This window comes from Acetobacterium sp. K1/6 (assembly GCF_034438075.1).
Classification (GTDB): Bacteria; Bacillota; Clostridia; order Eubacteriales; family Eubacteriaceae; genus Acetobacterium; species Acetobacterium carbinolicum.
In genome coordinates this window covers 168,736-193,506 of the sequence record NZ_JAXQGA010000003.1, presented here as the reverse complement: position 1 = coordinate 193,506, position 24,771 = coordinate 168,736, and the positions used below count along the sequence as shown (strand labels likewise).

The following is a 24,771-nucleotide window of genomic DNA, read 5'->3' as shown; positions in this document are numbered from 1 at the left end:
GTCTGGTATGATGTCTTTTTTAATGTCTCCATCCCGGAATGATTATCCATCCTGATATTTGATGTGTACATGGGTGGCATCACAAAAAGGCTTGTTAACCGATTCGCCGCAGCGACATAAAACAAACCGATTTTGTCTTTCATACGGGTGGCCATCCGCTGATAGAAGAGGAATCCTTCCTTTGACAAAGATACCACAACTCACCCCCCGCTCAGGATCCTGAAGAATCACAATCTCCGGTTCATATTCGGGTTCGATGGCCGTGCCATTTTTTTCGAATGCAACCAGGCGACCTGCCGGGCATTCACTGGCAGCCTTAATGGCTTCCTCCTTGAGTCTGGGATCATCCGACTGTTTGATCAGTTCCCAGGCCGTTCCATCATTTCGATGACAGAATCTTGCAAAGGCGCAACGGTGGTCATCTCTCATATCCAGATCTGCTCCGATAAGAAACTCGGCCCGATCTAAAAAAGCAGCTTTCGACGCCGTCTCCTCGCCATGAAACGCGCATTTTGAATGTTCACCATCACAAAAAGGCGGATTTTTTGACTTTCCGCACCGACACAGGGTATAGGTTTGGGCCTGGGGAAGATTTCGTCCTGCTGTATAAACATACCCCTTTCCCTGGGAAGTAATTACCTTCTCCGTCAGTTTGATGCTCCCGGTGACTACGTAAGGGCCATTTTTTATAATTTTAATGCTTTTATTTTCCATTATTATTCTCCGTGCTTAACCGATGGTATTAAATTTATTTTAAATGCTGATGGTTTTTGCCATTACTACGAATCTTAATAAAACACACACAGCCAAATACAGGGCGGATCGGTTGAGGTATAGACAACCCGATGCTTTTGGTGCGGTGGAATTAACAGGGTGTCCCCTTTTTCAAGCGTAATGGTTTGATTTTCTCCAAATGACAGTTGGGCCCTGCCTTCAAGCAGAATCACGTATTCGGTTTCTTCCTGATCGTACCAGTTTGATTGCTGACCAGTACTGATAATCCGTTCAATCCGAACCCGATCATTCTGCGCCAGAATGGCGACCTCTTCATCGTCACTGGGTAACCCGGGGAGTTTATAAATATTCATTTTAAACCTCGCTTATAAATCATATCATAAAATTGTCGCGAAAAACAGTTCCATCAAAAAAAAGACGCGCCATGCGCATCCGTTTTTTTAATTAACTCAGCAGGTAATTGCTGCCCTGTTTTTTCTTGCATTTCTTTTTTATTTTGGCGGCTGTTTCGGCCAGTTCAAAAACCGTTTTACTGTGATCGCAGGCTACCCCCGCAATGGAAACCGAGAGAAAGGGAAAATTTTCCTCGACATCTTTGCGGTCCTTGGAGGTGATATAACCTTTCTCAATATCTTCTTTGTTATAGTATTTTACCACCGCTTCATTAAACGTGTGAATGACACTGATGCACAATTGTTCGGTTTTCTTTTTGGGCACAATGGCAATAAAATCATCCCCACCAATGTGACCAATGAAGTGTTCCGGTGGAATCCGGGTTTTTAAGATCTCGGCAAACTCCTTTAATACCCGGTCCCCATTTTCAAACCCATAAAGATCATTATAGGCTTTAAAATTATCCAGATCAAAATAGAGAATGGTTCTTTTATCTTTTTCTTTAAGGGCCTTTTCCAGCTGCTGTTCAATCATCAAATTGCCGGGAAGTTCAGATAAGGGGTTTAGATGCTTGGCATAAACAAACTCAATTTCGATGAGTTTTTCCATCAAATCTTTGACTGTTACTGTTCCCTGAAACTGATCTTTCCGGGTCACCACAATAAAGTCATAGATCTTATTAAAATCCCGCTGCATCGCCTCCTTTCCGACGATGTCAATGGTCTCCAGGTAATCCACATGCATAAAATCCGTATCCATGATCGTGCTAACCGGTTTATTGGCATAAAGAATATACCCGTATTGTCCACTAATTCGCTTATACAATGCGTTTCGGGTAATCACCCCAATCGGAAGCAGATCTTTGACCACGCAAAACCCGGAGAGGGTTTCGTTTTCCTTAAACATTTCGTGAACCTGTGAAACGAGAATATCCGGTGATATAGTTTGCTCCAGTTTACAGATCGACTCAATGCGGTCATTAAGTACCCGATTGTCGAGCAGTTTTCTTTTATTGGCATTCTCTTCTCTCACGATTTCAACCACATCCTTAGAGATTGAATTTAGAATTCCATTTGGTCTTTGAATAAAGTACCCCTGGCCATACTGAACCCCAATTTCGATCAGTTTCAGCAATTCTTCCTTTGTCTCAATCCCCTCGGCAATCAGTGCCGTTTCTGTATATTCTGAAAACTCATTCAGGCACCTTACCAGAGATTGCTTGGTTGTGTCTTTGTCGATATCCCGGATCAGTTTCATATCCAGCTTAATATAATTAGGATGAATATCCGAGATCAGGTTAAGGCCCGAATAACCAGCACCGGCATCATCAATGGCAATCCGGTAGTCCTGTTCCTTATAGTTGTCAATCGTTTTAATAAAGTCAGCAAGATGATTAATGGCTTCGCTCTCGGTAATTTCAAAGATAATCCGTTTGGGGTCGATGGCAAATTTATCCAGATATTCCTTGGTAAACCCTTTTCTGAATTGGACATCCTGCATGATATTGGGGTTGACATTTAAAAAAAGTTTGAATTCACTTTCTATTTTAAAGGCCGCCTCAAAGGCTTTTGAACGACAGAGAAATTCCAGCTCCCAAAGTTTATTAAACTTCTGGGCGCATTTAAACAGTACGTCCGGGGTGTGAAGCAGCGAATCGGTTGGTCCCCGGCTAAGGGCTTCATAGCCATGGACGGTTCCGTCAAGCAACGATACGATGGGTTGAAAAACGGTTGTGATTTTTTTCTGGTAGAGTATTTCTAAGAGCTCCCCTCTCAACCGCTCTTCTTCTTTATTCTGATTGATATCCAAACACATTCCTCCCCATAGTTGATGTCACAAATTATATCCATGGGAGGCAGCTATTAATATTAGCAACGTGTTAATTTTTCGTTAATTTTTACCGGACTCGGGTATTTAAGTATAGATACCCCCACCTTTGGCTGCTCGTGTTAACACCACTAAGAAATGTTTACAGATAGAACCTCAGCTGTTATACTAAAGTAACTGCAACTCCATCAGAATGAGAGGTTATTATTATGCCTAAAGCCCTATTGGAACTAAGGAAATTTGTAATCCCGGAAATAATCATCGGTGTCGACGCCCGATTGTTGATTGGGCGTTATATCTCTCATTTTAATGCTAAAAAACCGATGATTGTCACCGATAAGGCGCTTCAGAACTTTGAATGGTTCCGTGACACCATTGATCTGATCCGTCCTCATGTAAAAAAACTCTTCTTTTTTGATGACATAACCCCCAATCCTAAAGATCATGAAGCGATGCGCGGCGCTGATCTTTTTTTATCACTGGGCTGTGACTTGATTATCGCCATCGGCGGCGGCAGCGCGATCGACTGTGCTAAATGCATCAGCATTGTGGCCTCAAATGGCGGCAATATTCTGGACTACGAAGGGGTTGACGAAGTGAGGATGCCGGGGCCACCGCTGATCGGTATTCCCACCACTGCCGGTTCTTCCGCAGATGTTTCCCAGTTTGCCATTATCAAGGATAGCGCCGCCCATATTAAACGGGCCATTATCAGCAAAAAAGTGGTGCCCGATCTGGCCCTGATTGACCCCATTCCGCTGATGTCGATGGACCGCTATTTAACCGCCTGCACTGCCATGGACGCTCTGACACACGCCATTGAAGCTTATGTATCGAGTACCCATTCGGCCCTTACCGACGTTCATGCGCTGGAATCCATCCGTCTGATTAATCAGGTCATTGAAAAATCAGTAATGCCGCAGCGAAGCATCGAGACCATGTATGAGCTAATGCTTGGTTCCCTCCAGGCTGGTTTGGCTTTTTCCAACGCCAGCCTCGGCGCCGTCCACGCGATGTCCCACTCGATGGGCGGTCTTCTGGATTTACCTCATGGTGAGTGTAACAGCATTTTGCTTGAGCATATCATCCGTATTAATTTTGAAACGGTTCCCGACCGCTATCGGGACATTGCCAGACAATTAGGCTTGTCCGTGGATAATGTCAGTGATACGCTACTGCTTGAGATGATTATTAACCGGATCGTTTCAATGCGGGAAAACTTAACTATTCCAACCCATATTAAGGTGGAAAATTTAAAAGAAAGCACCGTGGCCTATTTAGTGGAAAATGCCTTAAACGATCCCTGTATGGTAACCAATCCCAGGATTTTGACAAAAGAAGAGGTGAGAATTATTTATGGACGAGTCTTACAAACCTAAGAATAAAAAAGAGCTTACCCGAGAATCAATTATCGGTCTGGGCGAGAACTCCTTTAAGAAAAACTACTACGCCCAGCTGCAAACAAAACTGGTCGATCTGGAGCGGATTCACAGCCGAACACAGGCATTAATTGCCACAATTCCTGATATTTTACTCATTAGCAATGACCAGGGGCAGATTACGCCGCTGAATCCTTCTTCGCACACTGGCTCCTACGCGCTAGTGGAGATCATGGGAAACCAGATTCTAATGACTGATCTCAAACAAGTTATCGAAGTCGTTTCGTGTACCCGGGTTTTGTCTGATTATTATTTTTCCATGCCCTTTCAAAACGCTCTTCACTATTTTGAAGTTCGGGTTCAAATTTCAACCTTTGATGAGGTCCTGATCATGATTCGGGATATGACCGAACGGGTGAATATGGAAAAAAAGCTCCGGGATCTGGCGGAGAAAGACACCCTGACCCACATTACCAACCGCCGCTTTTTCGAAACCGAGTTGGCCCAGATTAACAACCGTAACATCGAAAAATTAACCATCTTACTATTGGATATTGATGGACTTAAGTTTGTCAATGATACCCTCGGGCATTTAATGGGGGATCAGGTCATTGTCTCGGCCAGCCAGGTCATCAGCCGATGTTTTCAATCGATGGGAATTGTTTCCCGGGTGGGCGGCGACGAATTTGCCGTGATTGTAAAAAATCAACTACCAGAGACCCTCGAAGCGGCACTTGAAAAGATGAATGGCCATTTAAAATGTTTAAATGAGTTGCCGGATGCAACCTTTAAAATCTCCCTTTCCTACGGCTATTCCCATCACGCTTCCGGCCTGGTCAATACTAATTTTCTCTTTCAGGAAGCCGACAATAATATGTATCAAAACAAACTGCTAAAAGAATCCAGCACCCGGAACAATCTGGTAAAAACCCTGATGAAAGCCCTGGAAGCCAAAGATTATATCACCGAAGGTCATACCAGTCGAATGGATACCCTGGCCACCCTGATCGGTCAGGCCCTGCGATTACCGCAGAATGTGATGGACCGAATTCAGTTACTGACTAAATTTCATGACATCGGCAAGGTCGGAATTCCCGATAGCATTCTAAAAAAGCCCGGTGCTTTAACCCCGGATGAATGGAAGGTGATGAAAACCCATTGTGCCATCGGTGAACGGATTGCCAACGAATCATCCGAATTGAAGGAAATTTCCCACCTGATTTTAAAACATCAGGAAAAATGGGATGGTAGCGGCTATCCCTTAGGCCTCGTCGGTGAGGATATCCCCATTGAGTGCAGGGTATTAGCGATTGTGGATTCTTATGACGCCATGACCAATGACCGTCCCTACCGGGCAGCACTCTCCCCCGAAACAGCCATCAATGAAATCATTTCCTGCGCTGGCTCTCAGTTTGATCCCGGTATGGTTAAAATTTTCTGCAAAGTCATCGAACAACATTTAAGGCCGCAGTAACAAATAATTACTGCGGCCTTTATTTTTTATCCATATTATCGGCTTAGTCTGGCGGTAGCAACCGCTTCTTCAATTATCACTTTTTCCAGGGCTTCGACCACTTCAGGATCGTAATGGGTGCCGACATTGCGTTTCATTTCTTCTAAGGCTTCATTGCTCCCTATCGCACTCCGATAGTCGGTATCTGTTGTCATATCATCAAAACGTTCGCCGACGGCAATAATCCGGGAGAGTTTGGGTATCTCTTTGCCCTTGAGTCCCTGGGGATACCCGGTTCCATCCCAACGTTCATGATGTCCCAACACAACATTAGCCAGATCCATCGTATGATCAAAGGCGTTCAAAATCCGATAACCTACCACCGGGTGCATTTTCATTTCTTTAAAGGTTTCGTCAATCACATATTCATTTTTGCTGGCCACTTCTTTATCGAGTGCCACTTTACCAATATCATGGAGGTAAGCGGCCTTGGATACCTTATTGATTTCAGCTTCAGGCAGCTTCATTTTGCGGGCAATTTTTTTACACACTTCGCTGGTCTTTCTGGCATGCTCAGCTTCAACCGGCAATTCACCATATAACTTATCCAGAATAAGATTAAAGGCATCTTCCTTCTTTTTCCCCCGATTCAGGGTTTTTTTCATATACATATTGTCTTCCGCACTGGCAATAATGACTTCAATATTCTCTTCCGGTTGATACTTGGTTGCCACGCCCAGGGATACATTTCCCTGAATCGATTTAATTTTTTCCTTGCTGAAATTATCTCTAATCCGATCCGAGAGTTTTTGAGCGTCTTTCTTTTCGGTTTGTGGCAGTAAGATGGCGAATTCATCTCCTCCCCAGCGGGCAATAATATCATCCGCCCGACAAACCTTTTTAAATATTTCAGAAACCCTTTTAATCAGTTCATCGCCGGCTTCATGACCAAAAATATCGTTTGTCAGTTTTAAACTGTCGACATCACCAATAATCACGGATAATGGTAGATTTCTTTCGGTATCCAGACGGATCAGTTCTTCTTCAAAAAACCGCCGGTTATACAAACCGGTTAGGGCATCATGGAAACTGTTATACTCCATGGCGTCCCTTTTTCCTTTTATTTCGGTGACGTCTCTGAAAATAACAATTGCCCCATCAATCTGCCCCTCATCATCACTGATCGGGGCTATACTATCTTCCAGGTGATATTTCTTTCCATCTCTGGAAACAAGTACCACCTGGCTGTCAAATTCTTTCATGGTATTGTCTCTAAAAGCTTCCTCAATCGGATCCGGAACGACACCGCTCTTCTTTTCATCCTCCAGAACAAAAACCTGGGAATAGTGTTTTCCCATCGCTTCTCTGGCCGTCCAGCCAGTCATTTCTGCGGCGGTGCTGTTGAGCATCTCAATCTTACCCATGGGATCCACAATCATGACCCCATCACTGATTGACATCAGGGTTTTTAAATATTTCTCGCGGTTCTTTTCTGATGCGCTGCGGATATAGGCTCCGACACCAAACTTTCCATTAAGCAGATCAACCGGAAATTTAGTGGTTTTAAAAATCTTACCACGCCACAGCATTTCATCGGTCACAAAGGTTTTTGTCGCCAATACTTTTTTATCGGTTTTTCTTTCTTTCATGGCCATCTTATCGTCCAGAATTTCAAAATCATCTAATCCGATGATTGCTTCTGAACTGATCCCATAAAAGTCTTCCATCGCCAAATTGACAAAGATATAATTAAGCGCATCATCTTTCAGGGATACCGGTATCTCCTCAGACTCGATGAAAGTTTGAACCAGCTCATTAAAACGGCGAATTTCCCGCTCTTTTTTTCTTTTTCGGCCTTTTTTGAGAATCAAGTACAGCCCCAAACCAAACAAAAAAAGAATAAGCAGGGCAATTGCAATATTCAGTGCTGTTATTTCCATAGTTTTCCTTCTTCAATCATCTTTATTAGACAATACCTCAATTTTATTTTCAGATTTCAATTAGTTCTAGTATGCCATTTTTAGGCCTTGATCGTCAATCTATTTAATAAAAATCAAGAAATGCGAATGTTGATCTGTTTATTTATTCCTGGAAAATAAAAAAACCAATTGAAAACTTTTTAAGCAATTCAATTGGCAGATTTTATTTATCAATTTTTCTTAGCCTTCCAGCTCTTCTACCATCCGATAGCCGACGCCAACCTGGGTGACAATATATTGGGGTTCGGCCGGGTTTTCTTCAATTTTTCTGCGAATGTTGGCCATATTCAACCGCAGAGCCTGAATCTCGTTGGTATAGGGTCCCCAAACCTCCCGGATAATATAATCATGGGTCAGAACTTTCCCGACATTTTTTGATAACAGCATCATAATATGGACAGCCCAATCCCCATGCCGCGGGACGAATCCGCACTCCGCTTACCATCGGGTACAGCGGTCTCAAAAAGATAGGGCAATTCCTGGTTACTAATGCCTTTACCCTGGTCTCTTACTTCAAACACCGCTTCGTTCGCGACTTTTTTCACCTCAACCGCAATGACCGAGTCCTCCGGTGAAAACTTTATCGCATTTTCAAGCAGGTTGATCATCACCTGCTCAATCAAAGTGCCATCCATGGGGACAATCAACAGCTGTTCCAGCACTCTCACAATAATTTTTCGATTGATAAAGCGTTTGCGAATCCGACTGATCGCCTCGGCTACAATTTCTTCGACCGCCTCTGGGGTTTTGGTCACATTCATTGGTCCCGCGTTAATTCTTGTAACCGATAGCAGATTTTCTACCATCCGAATCAGCCACTGGGAATCCTCCCGGATGTTGGCGATTAGTGTATCATGGGTTTCCTGATCCATGGTACTGCTGTTTTCCAGAATCGCCGAACTCGCCCCTAATATTCCGGTGAGTGGTGTTCGCAGATCATGAGAGATCCCCCGGAGCAGATTGCTTCGCATTTTTTCCTTTTCAGATTCAATCAGCATCCGTCGCTGTTCACCAGAAAGGTAATGCCGTTCCAGAGCCATCTCAACTTGTGAAGCAATCATTCTTAAAAACAACCGATTGTTTTGGTTAAGAATGTCATTAACACAAGACAAACCGATAACCCCCAATACCTTTGTTTGAGCGACAATGGGCATATAGAAGGCCCTTGCCCCCATCAGGGTATCCGTTCCGGCTCCGGCACATTTTTTATTCATAAAGACCCAATGTGCTACCGCCCGTTCACTTTCTGACATCAGAAAAGAAGCATCGCCATCCAATGGTGACTGGAGAAAGTTCTCAGAGTGATGATCTCCCGGGTCCTGACGGTAAAAGATCGCTGACCGACCAAATATCTTAACCATGTAGGTATTGATCAGCTCGATGGTTTCTTCTAAATCTCGCGATGCTAGTAACTTTTTATTGATCTCATAGAGTACCTCCGTGCGGTGTTCCCGTTCTACCGCCAGGCGGACCTGGGTTTTTATCCGGACCGTCAGGGCACTGGTAATCAGTGCGACCAACAACATAATCACAAAGGTAATGGGATACCCCGCCTGGATGGCATGCAAAGTATAATAAGGAATGGTAAAAAAGAAATTAAAAACCAGCACCGTCAGGCAGGAGCCCAGAATCCCGTAAAGATAGCCGACGGTTACTCTGGAAATAATCAGCACTGATCCGATTGGCAGCTTGCCGCATCGCGATTTCCCGCAGCAAGCGGAGATTTTCCCGGGTAAAAAAGTTTTCCAAGGCTTTTTGGGTGCGTTCCGGCCGGTAAACTTTGCCGCTTTCAAAACGCCTTAGTAATTCATCGGGTTCAATATCAATCAGGCGAATCTTATCAGCCTGATTGAAGATATCATCCGGAATGGTTTCTTTCACATCAATCTGGGTGATCTTCTGGACCACATCGTTCAGGCTCTCCAAATGCTGTACATTGACCGTGGTAAAAACATCGATCCCCGCATTGAGAAGTTCTTCAACATCCTGATATCTTTTTTTGTTGCGCATTCCCGGAGCATTAGTATGCGCCAACTCATCCACCAGAATTAATTCAGGCCTGCGCTTGAGGGCGGCATCCAAATCAAATTCCTTCAGCTTAATCTTTCGGTATTCGACTATTTTAGGTGCCAGGGTCGGCAATCCACTCATAATCTGGATGGTTTCCGGTCGGGTATGTTCTTCCACATACCCGACCAGTACATCAACCCCGCATCGCATCTGCTCCTGGGCATCATCAAGCATCGCATAGGTTTTTCCGACCCCGGCCGCATATCCGAAAAAAATTTCCAGCCGCCCCTTTTTATTTTGTTCTTTGATAAACAGATCTTCTAAAATGTCATCCGGATTCGGACGGGTATCACTAAAATCCACCGCTTAATCCCCCACCTTCATCTCGTTATTTTATTTAGACAATTGCGAAATTGATCACAAAGCTCACGGCACGTTCTCAATTATCTATATCATTACTAAATGCGTCCATCCAGGGCCAGATTCACCTTTAATACGTTGACGCCTGGCTCTCCCCAGAGGCCCAGCAGTTTTCCCGTTGTATAGCGGGTGATTACTTCCCGGACCGCTTTTTCTGACATATTCCGTGCCTGGGCAATTCGTTTTACCTGATATTCTGCCGCTTCCGGCGAGATATTGGGATCGACCCCGCTTCCCGATGCGGTCACCAGATCACTGGGAATCGCTCCGGTATTTTGGGGATCAAGGGCCTGCCACCAGACCACCCGCTCCTCGATCAGCGCCCTTTGCTCTTCACTAACTGGCGATAACTGAGATGTTCCCTGGGGCCTGCCGATCAGATATTGGGGTTCTGTGAAGACCTGGCCGATCAGGGCAGAACCCACATCAATTGATGTACCGTTTTCTTGTGTTACTGTAATGATACTACCATTTGCCTGATTTGGAAATGCAATTTGTGCAATACTTGTTACAATAACCGGATAAATCACCCCACAAATCAGAGTCAACACCAAAAAGCTGACCAATACTGGCCGTAATTTTGACACTATGGATTCTTTGCTGCTTTTTTTCATCGTCTTCACCTCACACCAAGCCCAGGACAGTTAACAGCATGTCCAGTAATTTTATGGCCACAAACGGAGCCAGTAAACCGTCTAAACCATAAATCAGCAGATTTCTTTGCAACAGTTTTCCTGCCGACACTTCCCGATACTTGACCCCCTTTAAAGCCAGCGGAATCAAAGCAATAATAATCAGGGCATTATAGATTATCGCCGACAGGATGGCACTTTTAGCACTGGTCAGTCCCATTATATTGAGTCCCACCAATTGCGGATAGATGCTGAAAAACAAAACCGGAATGATGGCAAAATATTTGGCCACGTCATTGGCGACACTGAAGGTTGTCAGTGCGCCTCTGGTCATCAAAAGCTGTTTTCCGATTCGGACTATATCAATCAGTTTGGTGGGGCTGGAATCCAGGTCCACCATATTTCCGGCTTCTTTAGCGGCCTGAGTTCCGGTATTCATGGCCACCGCAACATCGGCCTGAGCCAGTGCCGGGGCATCATTGGTTCCGTCCCCGGTCATCGCGACCAGATGGCCCTTCGCCTGATAATCCCGGATCAGTGTCAACTTAGCTTCCGGAGTTGCTTCGGCCAGAAAATCGTCCACCCCCGCCTCGGCCGCAATCGCCGCCGTCATGGGATTGTCACCGGTAATCATGATGGTTTTGATCCCCATTTTACGCAAATCTTCAAAGCGTTCTTTAACCCCATTCTTGACAACATCCTTAAGGTAGATCACACCCAATACCTGATTTTTTTGGGCCACCACCAGCGGGGTTCCCCCATCGTTTGCCACTTTGTTGACAACCAACCTGCATTCCTCCGGATAACTACCGCCGTTAGCCAAAACATAGGCTTTTACGGCTTCAGCCGCCCCTTTGCGAATCTCATATCCCTGAAAATCGATGCCGCTCATTCTGGTTTTGGCCGTAAATGCCACAAAGCTGGCGCCCAGGGCGTTGATGTCCCGCCCCCGCAGATCAAACCGCTTCTTGGCCAAAACCACAATGCTTCACCTTTAAATAAAACAAAAACCAAATAAAAAAGCAGTAGCAGTGCGATGAGCCCTGAAAGGACTAAAACGACGTTCATCTCTTTCACTTCCTATTTTTTTTATGCAAATGACCCACATGGTTTCGGTCGTATTCGATGATATACAGGTCTTCCTCGGGCTGTTCTGGTTCATCTCCAAAATCAATATGACCTTTTCTGGTCCGCTCTTCAAAGGTAGAAATTCTTTCTAAATTCCGCATCGCCGGTTTATAGGCGGGGTCCAGAGCAATGGCGGCCCGATAATGCTTATGCGCTAAATTTTCTTCCTTCAACAATTCTTCCAGAATTCCGTATAGGTTATGTACCGCTGGGGAGTGGGGATTTTCATTCATCGCTTTTTTTATTTTTTCTTCGGCCAAAAAATAATCTCCGGTTTTTAAATCCCTTTTTGCAGAAGCCATATATTCTTCAAAGGCTTTTTTTCGATCCATCTTTTTATCCATTTTCTTTTCCTCCTGAGTTTTTACATTCTTTGTGATTTAATTATATTTATTTTGCAATTAATTTGGCATATCGAATTACTATCAGAAGATAAAGATTACATTAAGAACATTGGCGCCGTTCCATCAGGGCAGCAAGAAACAGCCATCTGAGATTATTTTTAGGCGATGAACGACAAAAAAACAGGTGCTGTTTCTTAAACAACACCTGTTTTGTATTAAAGATCATTGATTTATTCAGTTTTTCGTGATATTATTAGTAACATACACGCAAATAATCCATTTTATCATTTTACAAATAAATAATACCATATCTTGGCAGTTTTGTCAATAGGTAATCTTTTGTTTTATGCCCGGGAGGTAACCATATGTCGTTTGAGCTGATGCTGTTTGATAATTTTCTGATCGAAAAACAGGCTGTTTCGGAAATACTGTTATGCAATAAGATTACTGCCGACTATGCGCTGGTGTTATCCGAAGAACAGGCGCTGGAACTGGTCGAAACCCGATCCGATTCTCTTAAAAATTTTGGCCGGGTTGAATTTGGCGGCGGAATCATCGAAAAAGTTATTCTGACCTTTGCCGATTCCCCCTATCTCTCCCAGTACCGCTATGCCGAGTTTTTAAATGACCTCGTTGAGATATTTTATTATTTTAAGAATGAAACCCTGGATTTAATGAACGATGATGATCTTATCGGTTATATGAAAAAGTATTTTAACGGGGTTTGTCAGGGATCACTGGATCAGCTTAAATTTCGGGAACTGGAGCGAATGGCTAAAAATATCCGCCTGGGACTCGACCCCGATTACAACGATCTTTATGAAACTGAAAAAATATTGGAAAGCGAGGATGATGATGAATAATCTAAAAAAACAGACCAAAGTTAATGCCGATAAGCTGAGTGGCGAATTTTATTTTCAGTCGCTGCTTCAGGAGGCCTATTTAAAGGGTGTCCTCAGCCCTAAAGAATCTGAGCGCGTTCAAATGGAATGTCTTAAACTTCTGGCCGACTGTACCGAGCGCTTCACCAAGGGAGAAAGCAGCTCGGTCCGGGTTGAAATCGCCCAGGGAATCATGGCTTCTAATCTGTTTACCATCGGCATCTACCTTAAATCATTACCCGATGTGGACGCCGCTCTCGTCGATATTGAAAATGAACCCATTGAAAAGCTCTACGAATATGGCTTACTGGTACTAAAACGAAAAGTAAACGTGGCCCGTTATTTTTATAATCGGGTTTGCAAATCCAAGCTTAAAACCCCGAACCATGCCTACACGATCACCATCGACCAGGGTTTTTCGCCCTTTTTCGAAACCTATGAAATTAATTTTCATGCCCATGAAATCCCCAGCAACATCGACTATCAACTGATCCATCCGGTTACGGATCTGGCCGGGGTTGAGTTTGTCATCAAGTATTTAGAGAGCCTGTATTATGAAAACTTGTTTTGTTCGTACTTTGATGCCAATATCATCCACGAAGTCATGAGTGGTTATGATATTGGCTACCAAAATCTCCTTGATAATATCTGTGAACAGGTTTTTTTAAATGCTTTAGGTCGTCAATTACTAAACGCTCCCCTACTGCCATTGGATTTTAGCCCAACTGATCTTAACATTCTGGAGAATAAACTAAAAAATCTGAGCCTGACACAAATACAAGCGCAATTAAAAGCCGCTGCCCAGGAAGTGATGACGGCTCTTTTTATCACCAATCGATCGCTTAAAAAATACCTGAGCGCCAGTATTCCCAAAATCACCACCTCTGTTTACAAGGGACTCACCACTCACTCGCTTAACAAGACTTTTGTGCCCCGCTATAATCCCACCATTAAACCCCTTGTTCACTACAATATGGGCATTAAAATGGATGATGCGACCTATCGGGAACTGGTTACGGAGTTTTTATCCTGCCGCTTCTTTGATGACAAGCTGGCTATTATTAAAGAGCATATTAAAACCCTGGCTGATATGGAAGATCTGCTTATCGCCGGGGAACTTGATCCCATTGAAGCGGCTATGGTCTTTGATCTACTGGAGGACATTGAACTGGCGGCACTAACCAAACGTCATCCCCTCCACCCAACCATTGACGCCATTGATTATTCGCCTTCTGAAATCCGGCTGCAAAAAAATCTGGATGCTTATCTGCGCACGCTGCCCCAGGACCGGCTGGCCAAGATTCTTGGCATGACAACAACCATCGAGGTCGTCTGATTTTAAAAGGGCTTGGTCCCGCTTAACCAGCCATTGGCTTCCCAATGATTGCGATCGGTGGGGTTCCAATCCTTCTTTTTCATCATTGTCCTCATCACCTTAAACATAATTTTTCTAAATAAGGGGGCGCTACTGTGCTCAATATTAGCCACCGCTGTGGTGGTTTTTTTTGCCAATTGCACCATCTCTCTTTCAATTTGATGCTGCTTTTTCTCGGATATATCGTTCCGCTTCATCGCCGCGACGCCCTGCTTGCTGACAAACCGTTTTTTTACCCCCCAGAATTTAAGACTATTCTGCATCGTTTTAGTGGTGTGAGCAAGGCCTGCTCCGGCAGTTGTGGCAAAACTGATCCCCACTGTATTAAACATTTTCGGATTGGGGCGATGGCTGATCCACATAAAACACAGGTGATCCAGCAAGGCTTTTAACGAACCGGTAACATCCAGTGCATAAACCGACGAGGTTAAGATCACCAGATCCGCCTCTTCCAAAGCCGCAACAATGGGCCGGATCTGGTCTGCATGAGGACAGCTGTCTTCCCCTTTTAAGAAGCAGGAAAAACAACCAATACAAAAATCCGACATGTCTTTGGGCAGATAAAACTCCCTGACCTGGGTTTCTTCTAATTGCGAAATCTTTTCAAGTAGCAAATCCTTACAATGCCAGGTGCTACCATGGCGCATGGTTCCATTGATTACTGTTATCTTCATTTTTTTCCTCTCTCAAACGAACGCCTCTGCCTCATTATAACGAATGACCGTTTTTTTTTCAACGTCTACCCTTTAATATTAAATTTATATAAGACATCAATATCTTTATACAAACTTTATAGAATCTGTGTTAATTTTTTTGTAGGATAAAGAATCGTATAACTACTCCATTTATCCTTCATCTCAGTTTCATCTTAGGAGAAAATTATGTATATCATTATTGTTGGCTGCGGCAGGCTGGGCAGTACCTTGGCCAAAGAATTATCAATTGGCGGGCATGACATTTCCGTCATCGACCATGACGGCGAAAAATTAAGTGTCCTTGGTAGTGGTTTTAACGGTTCCCGGTTCAAAGGTGTTGAATATGACAACGACCGTTTACTGAAGGCCGGAATTAAACAAGCTGATTATATTTTGGCGGTAACTTCTGATGACAATCTCAACATTACCGTGTCTCTGATTGCCAAAAAAATCTATAACGTGCCCCGTATCATCGCCCGAGTCGGGGACCCCAGTCGCAAATATATTTATGACATGCTGGACATTGAGACCATTTGTCCCACCCAGTTAGGGGTGGAGATCCTAAAGCGGAAGATTTCAGAAAAAAATGTCGAAACTCAGAGCTTTTTTATCACCACGTTTCTGGCCAGTACGATGGCTGTCTTGTGGCTGTCCCGGACTGGTGTTTACGCCGATGCCGTTGTTATGTTTCGGCGCGTTGTTTACAATGTTTTATCCGCCCATACAACCACCGGGTTTGGTTCAGTTTATGCCCGACAATTCGCACTGGAGTGGGGTGACTTCGGTATCCTGATTCTCATCATTGCAATGCTGATTGGTGGCTCGGCCTGTTCCACCGCCGGCGGCTTTAAGGGATTACGGATTGGCATCCTCTTTAAAAGTATCCTTGCTGATGTGAAGCGCTTACTGTCTTCCGAGCGCAATGTCAAGGTCTTTCGCTTCCACCATATTAAGGACCAAATTCTGGCGGATAGCCTGGTGAAGGCCTCTGCCTTGATTGTCATTTGTTATCTGATCACCTTTGCCCTGGGAACCTTAATCGGAACTTTTTGCGGCTATCCGTTGGCCAGTGCCGCCTTTGAATCCGCCTCCATTACCGGAAATGTAGGCTTATCCATTGGTGTCACCACCGCCGACATGCCGGCAGTTATGAAAATTTACGATATTATTGCCATGTATCTGGGCCGACTGGAATTTCTTTCTGTTTTCGCCCTCATCGGCTTCATCATTGGAGGCATAAAAAAATGTTGGACAAACTAATAAAAACGACGATTCTTACGGTTGGTCTGCTTTTCTGTCTCAGTGGTGGGGTCTTGGCCGCCGATGTGATCGAGCTGAATCAACTGGTGGAAAATGCTGAAGCAATGGACGGTAAAACCGTCACCGTCATCGGTGAAGCCATTGGCGAAGCGATGGAAAGGGGTGATTATGCCTGGGTCAATATCAATGACGGCAGTAATGCCATGGGCATCTGGATGCCTCTTAACGATGCCCAACGCATTAGATTTTTCGGGGATTATAAGCATATCGGCGACCAGCTCCAGGTTACCGGCGTGTTTAACCGGGCCTGTGTTGAACATGGCGGCGATGTCGATATTCATAGTGCTTCCATTGCGATAGTGACAGCCGGTTATGCCACCACTGAAACCGTACCATTTCCAAAAATCGTCATCGGGCTTGTGCTGGTATTTCTGGCTTCGATTTTTGGCCTGATCTATTATCAGGTCATAAAAAAAAGTGATGGCTAACCCATCACTTTTTAATTACGATACTTTTTAAGCTCTATTTTTTAAATCTTTATCCTAACACTTTAGTTCTTAATAAACCCGGTCGCATTAAATTTTGCAACCAACACTGCATTGTCTTCATCAAAAATATCTACAGTATAGTTGCAAAGGCTTCGGCTGGAAGAGGTTTCCATGGCTTTGGCCAGTAGCGTTTTTCCCTTGGCTGGTTTGGAATAGGTGATATTGGCATTGATACCGATGGTCACTTTACCGTCGGCGTTTGCCGCCGCCGCAAAGGCAAAATCCGCCAGGGTGAAGAGAGCGCCTCCCTGGACGATGCCAACCCCATTTAAATGCTTTTCTGTGATCATCATTCTTACTTCGGCATATCCCAGTTCAACCTTTACCAGTTCCAATCCAACAAGTTTGGCAAACTGATCGTTTTTTATAATCTCAATCATTTCTTTCTCCATCAGATCTCCCATGTTTATTCTAATTATTTTTCACAAAAACCAGGCCATAGAAGGTTTCGGCAATATTGATCATCTCCTGACATTCAAAGCCAATCTCTGCTAGCATGGTTTTCACCTCATCACTGCCAATCCGATGATCAATAGGAGGACCCGTTTTTGTTTCTGCTTTTTCCCAATCAACAATGGCCAGCTTTCCTCCGGGTCTGATAATCCGGCTGCTTTCTTCCAGAAATTGGTTTTTATCAACTATTTCATGAATCACATTGACCATCAATCCAAAGCTGACCGACGCATCGGGAATCATCAGATCCAGATCCTGGGTTTTTACGATCTCAATATTTTTGATACCCGCTGCTTTGCTGCGAAGTTCAAGCTCCTCCAGCATTTCTGGTGAGGTATCCAGTGCATAGGCATTGTTGTTGCCGATCATCTTTGCTGCCGGAATGGTGAAATATCCAATTCCACAGCCGATATCGGCAAAACTATCGGTTTCTTTAAGGCCTAAATTTTTCAATGTTTCAACCGGTGGCAGGTTTTCCCGACGCCACTCATTATCTAGCTTTTGTTTATTTTTTTGGTCAAATTTATGTATCATCATGTTTCTCCTGTTCGCTATCTAATCATCCTAGAATAATTCTTATTTGAGCTATTATACCATAAAGACTCATCCGGATAATAGCTAAATTCCTTAAAAAAACCGACTGTCTTTCAAGACAATCGGTTTTTAAAATCCATATATCCAAACTGTTTCACCATCTGGATGGTTTTTTCCTGGGTAAATATGGCAATAGCGGGGAGATTCATACCGTTAAAGGTGTTATTTTTAACCATCGAATAAATCGCCATGTCACAGAATACCAGTCGATCCCCAATTTTAAGTGGCTGATCAAAGGCGTAGTCACCGATAATATCCCCGGCCAGGCAGGTCGGTCCGCCCAGTCGATAGGTAAAGGGTTTTTGACCCGGCAAGGCGGCCCCAATAATAGTTGGCCGGTAGGGCATTTCCAGCACATCCGGCATATGACAGGCGGCGGAGGTATCGAGGATAACGTTGTGAACCCCGTTATCAACTAAATCCAACACCGTCGTCACCAGAAACCCGGTGTTAAGAGCCACTGCTTCGCCCGGTTCCAGATAGACCTTTAGCCCGTAGGTTTCCTGAATCCGCTTGATGGTAGCAATCAGTTTATCAACATCATAGTCATCCCGGGTGATGTGATGCCCACCCCCGCAGTTGAGCCATTTCAACTGCGGGAGAAATTCGCCAAACTGTTCTTCAACCGCTTTCAGGGTTTGTTCCAAGGCATCGGCATTCTGTTCGCACAAGGTATGAAAATGCAGACCACTGATCCCTTCTAGCAGCTCCGGCACAAACTGGGCCCGGGTTACCCCCATCCTTGATCCCGGTGAACAGGGATCATAAATGGCGTGATCCTGAGTGGAGCATTCCGGATTGATCCGAATCCCGCATTCCCGGCCGGCTTCGAGTGCAGCATCCTTGTATTTTTGCCACTGGTTAAAGGAATTAAAAACGATATGGTCACAGAGTTTAGTGATTTGCTCAAACTCATCTTCCCGGTAGGCGGTGGCAAAGACATGGGTTTCACCACCCATTTCCTCATGACCCAGGCGGGCTTCAAAGAGTCCGCTGGCCGTGGTGCCGGCCAGGTAGCGACCGATCAGGGGGTAAAGCGAAAACATCGAAAAAGCTTTTTGAGCCAGTAAAATCTTACAACCCGTGGCTTTTTGAACCTGGTCGAGAATTTTTAAGTTTTTAATCAGCAGGCTTTCATCGACAAGATAGCAGGGGGTGGGCAGCTCCTTGAAGGCGTCCTTTAATTCCATCCGTGTTTGACCATCCTTAATCAACCAGCTCTGGTGCAAAACTTTCCTGCCAGGGCAATCCCCATTTGTTTAACGCTTCCATAAATGGATCGGGATCGAACTCTTCAATATTGTAAACACCGGGTTTTTGCCACTGGCCGGTCATCACCAACATCGCACCGATCATCGCTGGTACTCCGGTCGTATAAGAGATCGCCTGAGAACCAACCTCTTTGTAGCATTCTTCGTGATCACAGACATTGTAAAGGTAGTAGGTTTTATTCTTACCCTCTTTTTTGCCCTGGAAGATGCAACCGATATTGGTTTTTCCTTTGGTTCGCGGGCCCAGGGTCGAAGGATCTGGTAATACGGCGGCTAAAAACTGCAGCGGTACAATCATCTTGCCATCAAATTCAATCGGCTCTATGGCGGTCATGCCGACGTTTTCCAGGCATTTGAGATGGGTTAGATAGCTTTGTCCAAAGGTCATAAAGAAGCGAATCCGTTTGATCCCCTTGATATTTTGTCCCAGTGATTCCAATTCCTCGTGGTGGAGCAGATACATGTCTTTAGGTCCAATTTCGGGAAAATTATAAACCCGCTTGATTTCCATCGGCTCGGTTTCAATCCACTGTCCCTCTTCCCAATAGCTGCCGTTGGCAGTGACTTCCCGAATATTAATTTCCGGATTGAAGTTGGTCGCAAAGGGGTAGCCATGATCACCGGCGTTGGCATCGAGAATATCGATGTAATTAATCTCATCAAATTGATGTTTCATCGCATAGGCCGAGAAAACACCGGTCACGCCCGGGTCAAAACCGCTACCCAGCAGTGCCGTAATCCCGGCTTTTTCAAAGCGTTCCCGGTATTCCCACTGCCATTTATATTCAAATTTGGCGGTATCTTCGGGCTCGTAATTGGCCGTATCGACGTAATGGGTTTTGGTGGCCAGACAGGCATCCATAATAGTCAAATCCTGATAAGGCAGAGCCAAATTTAATACTACGTCGGGCTTTACCTCTTCAATCAGCGCAATCAGCTCATCAACGTGATCAGCATTGACCTGGGCAGTGGTGATTTTTGTCGCTCCGCCATCAAGTTTTGCTTTTAGTGCATCGCACTTGCTTTTGGTCCGGCTGGCAATACAGATTTCTGAAAACACCTCGCTGTTTTGACAGCATTTATGAATGGCCACACTGGCAACACCGCCGCAACCGATAATTAATGCTTTTCCCATAATTTGTTCCTCCTGTTATTTAACTATTATATAAATACTATCAGAGTAGGGGCGAGCAATGCTCGCCCCTACTACTCTTTAATTACACAGCCTAATGGTGCTGAAATCGTCTGAGCTTTGGTCATTGGTGATCATTCCAACTGTTTAGGCCATCGCCAACAACAGTTCCCGCAACACCTTGCAGGCCACCGCAGTGGAAGCACCGCTCTGGTCATAGACCGGCGATAACTCGTCAATATCACAACCGACAATATTCAGTTCTCCGATTTTTTGGATCGCTTCAAGCAGCTCTAAAAAACCGACACCGCCAGGCTCCGGGGTACCGGTGCCTGGAAAAACGGACGGATCTAATATATCCAGATCGAGGGTGAAATAGACTGGCTTGCCCTGTAGTTTTTTGACCACTTCAGCCAGACCATTAAAATTAAATTTCTGGGTGATGACGTGATCTTTGCCCCACTGGAACTCACTGCGTTCGCCAGAGCGAATCCCGAATTGATAGATCCGGTTATCGCCAATGAGATCCCAGACCCGGTGCAGCACCGTCGCATGGGACAGGGTCACCCCCAGATAATCATCGCGCAGATCAGCATGGGCATCAAAATGGATCACATGGAGATCCGGATATTTCCGGGCCACTGCCCGAACTGCTCCCAGGGTCACCAGATGCTCACCGCCAATCATCACTGGGGTCTTTTCATCTCTTAATACCCGGGTGGTATAACTTTCAATCACTGCCAGCGCCTTTTGGGTATCACCAAAACAGAGCTCCAGATCACCGCCGTCAAAAATGGCTAAATCTTCCAGATCCTTATCCTGATAGGGGCTGTAGGTTTCTAATCCGTAGGATTCCCCCCGCATCGTTTTGCTGGCAAAACGGGTACCGGGACGAAAGGATGTGGTGGAATCAAAGGGGGCGCCAAAAACGACAATGCCCGATTCTCCATAGTCGTTGTCACAACCTAAAAAAGTCTCAATATTTTTATTCAACATCTTTTAACAGTTCCTCCACATAGTTTGGCAAAGCAAAGGCCCCCACATGCAACCGGGTGTTATAATAGCGGGTTTTAAAACCCAGGGCATTCCATTTCACGGCCTTTAAGTCCTCAATTGGATGGTATTTTTTTGAGGCAAAGCCAAACAGCCAGTGTCCTGAGGGATAGGTGGGGATGTGAGCCTGATAGACCCGGCTGATCGGAAAGGACTCGACAATGCGCTTATGGGCCCGCTGCATCGCCACGGCATCATCCAGATAAAATGCACTTTCGTGCTGATTGACCATGATCCCGTCTTCTTTTAGTGCCTTATAGCAATTACCATAAAACTCTTTGGTAAACAGGCCTTCGCCAGGACCAAAGGGATCGGTCGAATCGACAATGATCAGGTCATATTCATTTTCACAACGGCGAATAAATTTCAGACCATCCTGATAATGGACCGTTAACCGCTCATCGGCAAAGCAGCAGGCGGTTTGGGGCAGATGCGTTTTGCAGACTTCCACCACCAGCTCGTCAATTTCGACCAGATCAATGTGTAAAACCGAAGGGTAACGCACCAGCTCGCGGATGGCACCACCATCACCGCCGCCGATAATCAACACCTTTTTCGGAGCGGGATGAACCGCCATGGGAATGTGCACCATCATTTCATGATAGATAAATTCATCTTTTTCGGTCAGCATCATAAACCCGTCCAGGGTTAAAAAACGGCCAAATTCTTTGGAGTCAAAGACATCAATCCGCTGAAATTCACTTTGTCCACAGTAAAGCTGACGATCCACCTGAATGGAAAATTTGACGCTGGGGGTATGTTTTTCTGAAAACCATAGTTCCATTTAATCCTCCTTTAGCACATTGAGATTTTTTATTTCCATATCTTCGGGACCGGTTAAAAAACAGCCCTTATCTTTTAGGTATTCAATGGCGTCAAGAATTTCTGTCGTAATTCTTTCCCCGGGTGCCAGAATCGGAATCCCCGGCGGATAAGCCATTACAAATTCACTACAGATCCGACCGCCGCTTTTTTCCAGCGGTAAGGCTTCCTTATCGGCATAAAAGGCTTCCTGAGGGGCGACAGCCACCGCGGGGTTAATGTATTCATATTGCAGCATCCCAGCCTTATCTTTTTTATAGATCCGACGAATTTCGGCCAGAGCTGAAACCAGACGTTCCAGATTCCGCCGACTGTCTCCCACTGAAATATAGGCCAGAATATTGCCGACATCGCCAAATTCCACCTGAATGTCGTATTCATCACGAAGAATACTATACACTTCAATTCCAGCCAGACCGACATGAAGGGTATTAATCGACAGTTTGGTGGCATCAAAGTCATAAACAGTATCGCCGTTAATCAACTCACTCGAGTAAGCGTAGTAATCACCGATCTGATTAATTTCATCCCGGGCATATTGGGCCATTTCGGTTACCTTGGCAAAGATTTGTTTGCCATTCACCGCCAGATTTTTGCGCGAAATATCGAGGCTGGAAAGCAGCAGATAGGAACCGCTGGTGGTCTGGGTCAGATTGATGATCTGACGAACATAACCGGCGTTCATCCCGGCCCCCACCAATAAAAAAGAGCTTTGCGTCAGCGAGCCGCCAGATTTATGCATACTGACCGAGGCCATATCCGCGCCGGCGGCCATCCCACTAATCGGCATGTTTTCGCCAAAATAGAAATGAGTGCCATGGGCCTCATCCGCCAGCACCAGCATCCCCGCAGCGTGCGCCAGTTCAGTGATTGCTTTCAGGTTGGAACAAACCCCGTAATAGGTGGGATTGTTGACTAAAATCGCTTTGGCGTCGGGGTTTTCCTGAATCGCTTTGGCCACTGCGGAAAGGGTCATCCCCAATGAAATGCCGATTTCATGGTTGGTTTCGGGATTCACATAAACTGGGATGGCACCGCCCAGGATCATCGCATTGATGACGCTACGGTGGACATTCCGGGGCAGAATAATCTTCTCCCCTTTTTTACAGGCCGACAGCACCATCGTCTGAACCGCCGAAGTCGTGCCGTTGACCATAAAAAACGCCTGTTTGGCGCCAAAGGCATCCGCCGCCAGCTCTTCGGCTTCTTTGATCACCGAAACCGGATGGCAGAGATTATCCAGCGGCTTCATCGAATTCACATCCAGGGTCATACAACGTTCCCCTAAAAATTCCGTTAATTCCGGATTCCCCTTGCCCCGTTTATGGCCGGGCACATCAAAGGGCACCAGCCGATTCCGCTTAAACTCATTGAGTGCCTCCATAATCGGCATTCGTTGTTGATTTAATTTTGGCACGTTTTTTTCCCTTCCCAATTAATAGACATTACTGCCGCTGAAAATTTCGATCATTTCCCGGCGCAGGTTTTCGGTAATCTGCAGCCGCGTTCGCGGTGGCAGCTCATAAGCATCAGTGTTGAACAAATAATCCTGAAGACAGATTTCCTTTAACATCATCTTGGTGTGAAAGAGATTGGATTGATAAACATTAATATCAATGGCATCATATTCTTTTAAGGTCTTGTCATCAATATAATCCTGGATCGAGGTGATTTTATGATCCATAAACAGTTTCTTGCCGCTGACGTCCCGGGTAAACCCCCGAACCCGATAATCCATGGTAATAATATCCGAATCAAAGCTGCCGATCAAAAAATCCAGGGTGCTTAGTGGCGTAATTTCACCGCAGGTGGCCACATCAATATCCACCCGAAAGGTGGCAATGGAAGTATCGGGATGATACTCCGGATAGGTATGAACCGTAACATGGCTTTTATCCAGGTGGGCCACCACCGTATCACCCTGCAAATCGTTCTTTTCAACTGAGTCTTCCCGATACTCTCTCAAAAAAGTTTCTTCGGCAATCAAAAAGGTGACACTGGCTCCTTGCGGATCGTAATCCTGCTTGGATACATTGAGTACCCGGGCGCCAATCATCTCCGTGACATGATATAAAATATTGGTTAAGCGATCTGAGTTATACTGCTCATCAATATAGGCGATATAGTCCCGTTGCTCCCGTTCGCTTTTGGCATAACACACATCATAAATATTAAAGCTTAAAGACTTGGTCAGGTTGTTAAAACCATTCAACTTTAATTTATTATCCATTAATCCACCCCGTTTCCATTTTTTCGCATTGTAATTGTGCTGTAATGATTTAATAAAACAAAAAACTCAAGTGATCCATCAGCATCTGCTGTTCATCCACTTGAGTTTATTTCTACTGATTTGTTTATTTACACGAGCGCATAACCGCGCCGTCTAT

23 protein-coding genes and 2 pseudogenes are annotated in these 24,771 nt (G+C 45.0%); 6 read left to right on the top strand and 19 right to left on the bottom strand.

The genetic code is table 11. From position 1 onward, the window contains the following. Positions 1 to 42: 42 nt before the first annotated feature. The 3 genes from U2P91_RS03980 to U2P91_RS03970 form a co-directional block, all read right to left on the bottom strand. Entirely contained in the window at positions 43 to 714 is a 672-nt protein-coding gene (locus U2P91_RS03980; protein ID WP_322519081.1) for a CDGSH iron-sulfur domain-containing protein, read from the bottom strand. 74 nt (positions 715 to 788) lie between these two features. Beyond that, positions 789 to 1,088: a cupin domain-containing protein gene (locus U2P91_RS03975; RefSeq protein WP_322519080.1), complete on the bottom strand. Its 300-nt coding sequence runs from the start codon at positions 1,086 to 1,088 to the stop codon at positions 789 to 791. Between the two features lie 91 nt (positions 1,089 to 1,179). After that, positions 1,180 to 2,937, bottom strand: a complete 1,758-nt coding sequence (locus U2P91_RS03970) for a GGDEF domain-containing protein (protein WP_416173379.1) — start codon at positions 2,935 to 2,937, stop codon at positions 1,180 to 1,182. Between the two features lie 227 nt (positions 2,938 to 3,164). Between U2P91_RS03970 and U2P91_RS03965 the strand changes: the two genes are divergently transcribed. Both U2P91_RS03965 and U2P91_RS03960 read left to right on the top strand, forming a co-directional pair. Beyond that, the gene (locus tag U2P91_RS03965) at positions 3,165 to 4,334 is read left to right on the top strand and encodes an iron-containing alcohol dehydrogenase (protein WP_322519078.1); all 1,170 of its coding nucleotides are present in this window, start codon (positions 3,165 to 3,167) and stop codon (positions 4,332 to 4,334) included. Continuing rightward, positions 4,312 to 5,808 (top strand): HD-GYP domain-containing protein, encoded by a 1,497-nt coding sequence (locus U2P91_RS03960; protein ID WP_322519077.1) that lies wholly within the window; start codon positions 4,312 to 4,314, stop codon positions 5,806 to 5,808. The genes U2P91_RS03965 and U2P91_RS03960 overlap by 23 nt, the downstream gene beginning before the upstream one ends. A 35-nt stretch (positions 5,809 to 5,843) precedes the next feature. On the opposite strand, the gene U2P91_RS03955 is transcribed toward U2P91_RS03960, so the two are convergent. The 7 genes and pseudogenes from U2P91_RS03955 to U2P91_RS03925 all read right to left on the bottom strand — a co-directional run bounded on the left by U2P91_RS03955 (position 5,844) and on the right by U2P91_RS03925 (position 12,300). Further along, the gene (locus U2P91_RS03955) at positions 5,844 to 7,727 is read right to left on the bottom strand and encodes a diguanylate cyclase (RefSeq protein ID WP_322519076.1); all 1,884 of its coding nucleotides are present in this window, start codon (positions 7,725 to 7,727) and stop codon (positions 5,844 to 5,846) included. Positions 7,728 to 7,946: 219 nt separating this feature from the next. After that, positions 7,947 to 8,159 (bottom strand): annotated as a pseudogene (locus U2P91_RS03950) (winged helix-turn-helix domain-containing protein); the annotation flags it as partial. Next, positions 8,153 to 9,439, bottom strand: coding sequence for a DUF4118 domain-containing protein (locus tag U2P91_RS03945; RefSeq protein WP_322519075.1), 1,287 nt, complete (start codon positions 9,437 to 9,439; stop codon positions 8,153 to 8,155). The pseudogene U2P91_RS03950 and the gene U2P91_RS03945, both read right to left, overlap by 7 nt. Next, complete coding sequence (locus U2P91_RS03940; RefSeq protein WP_322519074.1) at positions 9,363 to 10,139, bottom strand: hypothetical protein; 777 nt, start codon at positions 10,137 to 10,139, stop codon at positions 9,363 to 9,365. Before U2P91_RS03940 ends, U2P91_RS03945 begins: the two co-directional genes overlap by 77 nt. A 95-nt stretch (positions 10,140 to 10,234) precedes the next feature. Beyond that, positions 10,235 to 10,810 carry a potassium-transporting ATPase subunit KdpC gene (gene kdpC / locus U2P91_RS03935; RefSeq protein ID WP_416173378.1) on the bottom strand — a complete coding sequence of 192 codons (576 nt, stop codon included), beginning with the start codon at positions 10,808 to 10,810 and terminating at the stop codon, positions 10,235 to 10,237. A 10-nt stretch (positions 10,811 to 10,820) separates the two neighbouring features. Next, positions 10,821 to 11,816, bottom strand: a pseudogene (gene kdpB / locus U2P91_RS03930) (potassium-transporting ATPase subunit KdpB); the annotation flags it as partial. A gap of 85 nt (positions 11,817 to 11,901) precedes the next feature. Then, on the bottom strand, positions 11,902 to 12,300 hold the full coding sequence (locus tag U2P91_RS03925; protein WP_322519073.1) for a hypothetical protein: 399 nt from the start codon (positions 12,298 to 12,300) through the stop codon (positions 11,902 to 11,904). Between the two features lie 365 nt (positions 12,301 to 12,665). Here U2P91_RS03925 and U2P91_RS03920 point away from each other — a divergent pair, with 365 nt between their 5' ends. Together U2P91_RS03920 and U2P91_RS03915 are read left to right on the top strand one after the other, a co-directional pair. Continuing rightward, positions 12,666 to 13,163 carry a DUF6323 family protein gene (locus U2P91_RS03920; protein WP_111888836.1) on the top strand — a complete coding sequence of 166 codons (498 nt, stop codon included), beginning with the start codon at positions 12,666 to 12,668 and terminating at the stop codon, positions 13,161 to 13,163. Continuing rightward, positions 13,156 to 14,517, top strand: coding sequence for a DUF6179 domain-containing protein (locus tag U2P91_RS03915; RefSeq protein WP_322519072.1), 1,362 nt, complete (start codon positions 13,156 to 13,158; stop codon positions 14,515 to 14,517). Before U2P91_RS03920 ends, U2P91_RS03915 begins: the two co-directional genes overlap by 8 nt. Before the next feature lie 2 nt (positions 14,518 to 14,519). Here the strand turns inward: U2P91_RS03915 and U2P91_RS03910 are convergent, their stop codons facing one another. Beyond that, the gene (locus U2P91_RS03910) at positions 14,520 to 15,230 is read right to left on the bottom strand and encodes a flavodoxin family protein (RefSeq protein ID WP_322519071.1); all 711 of its coding nucleotides are present in this window, start codon (positions 15,228 to 15,230) and stop codon (positions 14,520 to 14,522) included. 207 nt (positions 15,231 to 15,437) lie between these two features. Between U2P91_RS03910 and U2P91_RS03905 the strand changes: the two genes are divergently transcribed. Beyond that, positions 15,438 to 16,511 carry an NAD-binding protein gene (locus U2P91_RS03905; protein ID WP_322519070.1) on the top strand — a complete coding sequence of 358 codons (1,074 nt, stop codon included), beginning with the start codon at positions 15,438 to 15,440 and terminating at the stop codon, positions 16,509 to 16,511. Then, positions 16,496 to 16,999, top strand: coding sequence for a hypothetical protein (locus U2P91_RS03900; protein WP_322519069.1), 504 nt, complete (start codon positions 16,496 to 16,498; stop codon positions 16,997 to 16,999). Before U2P91_RS03905 ends, U2P91_RS03900 begins: the two co-directional genes overlap by 16 nt. Positions 17,000 to 17,061: 62 nt before the next feature. On the opposite strand, the gene U2P91_RS03895 is transcribed toward U2P91_RS03900, so the two are convergent. From U2P91_RS03895 to speD, 8 genes are all read right to left on the bottom strand, one after another. Continuing rightward, a complete protein-coding gene (locus U2P91_RS03895) occupies positions 17,062 to 17,451 on the bottom strand; it encodes a PaaI family thioesterase (protein WP_322519068.1) in 390 nt (129 codons plus the stop codon). Positions 17,452 to 17,470: 19 nt separating this feature from the next. After that, the gene (locus tag U2P91_RS03890) at positions 17,471 to 18,046 is read right to left on the bottom strand and encodes a class I SAM-dependent methyltransferase (RefSeq protein WP_322519067.1); all 576 of its coding nucleotides are present in this window, start codon (positions 18,044 to 18,046) and stop codon (positions 17,471 to 17,473) included. 113 nt (positions 18,047 to 18,159) lie between these two features. Next, positions 18,160 to 19,296 carry a carboxynorspermidine decarboxylase gene (gene nspC, locus U2P91_RS03885; protein WP_322519066.1) on the bottom strand — a complete coding sequence of 379 codons (1,137 nt, stop codon included), beginning with the start codon at positions 19,294 to 19,296 and terminating at the stop codon, positions 18,160 to 18,162. Between the two features lie 16 nt (positions 19,297 to 19,312). Continuing rightward, entirely contained in the window at positions 19,313 to 20,512 is a 1,200-nt protein-coding gene (locus U2P91_RS03880; protein ID WP_322519065.1) for a saccharopine dehydrogenase family protein, read from the bottom strand. 144 nt (positions 20,513 to 20,656) lie between these two features. Then, positions 20,657 to 21,505, bottom strand: a complete 849-nt coding sequence (speB, locus tag U2P91_RS03875) for an agmatinase (protein ID WP_322519064.1) — start codon at positions 21,503 to 21,505, stop codon at positions 20,657 to 20,659. Next, a complete protein-coding gene (gene speE / locus U2P91_RS03870) occupies positions 21,495 to 22,346 on the bottom strand; it encodes a polyamine aminopropyltransferase (protein ID WP_111888826.1) in 852 nt (283 codons plus the stop codon). The genes speB and speE overlap by 11 nt, the downstream gene beginning before the upstream one ends. Next, positions 22,347 to 23,777 carry an aminotransferase class I/II-fold pyridoxal phosphate-dependent enzyme gene (locus tag U2P91_RS03865; protein ID WP_322519129.1) on the bottom strand — a complete coding sequence of 477 codons (1,431 nt, stop codon included), beginning with the start codon at positions 23,775 to 23,777 and terminating at the stop codon, positions 22,347 to 22,349. Between the two features lie 42 nt (positions 23,778 to 23,819). After that, on the bottom strand, positions 23,820 to 24,614 hold the full coding sequence (speD, locus tag U2P91_RS03860; protein ID WP_322519063.1) for an adenosylmethionine decarboxylase: 795 nt from the start codon (positions 24,612 to 24,614) through the stop codon (positions 23,820 to 23,822). Between the last annotated feature and the right edge of the window lie 157 nt (positions 24,615 to 24,771).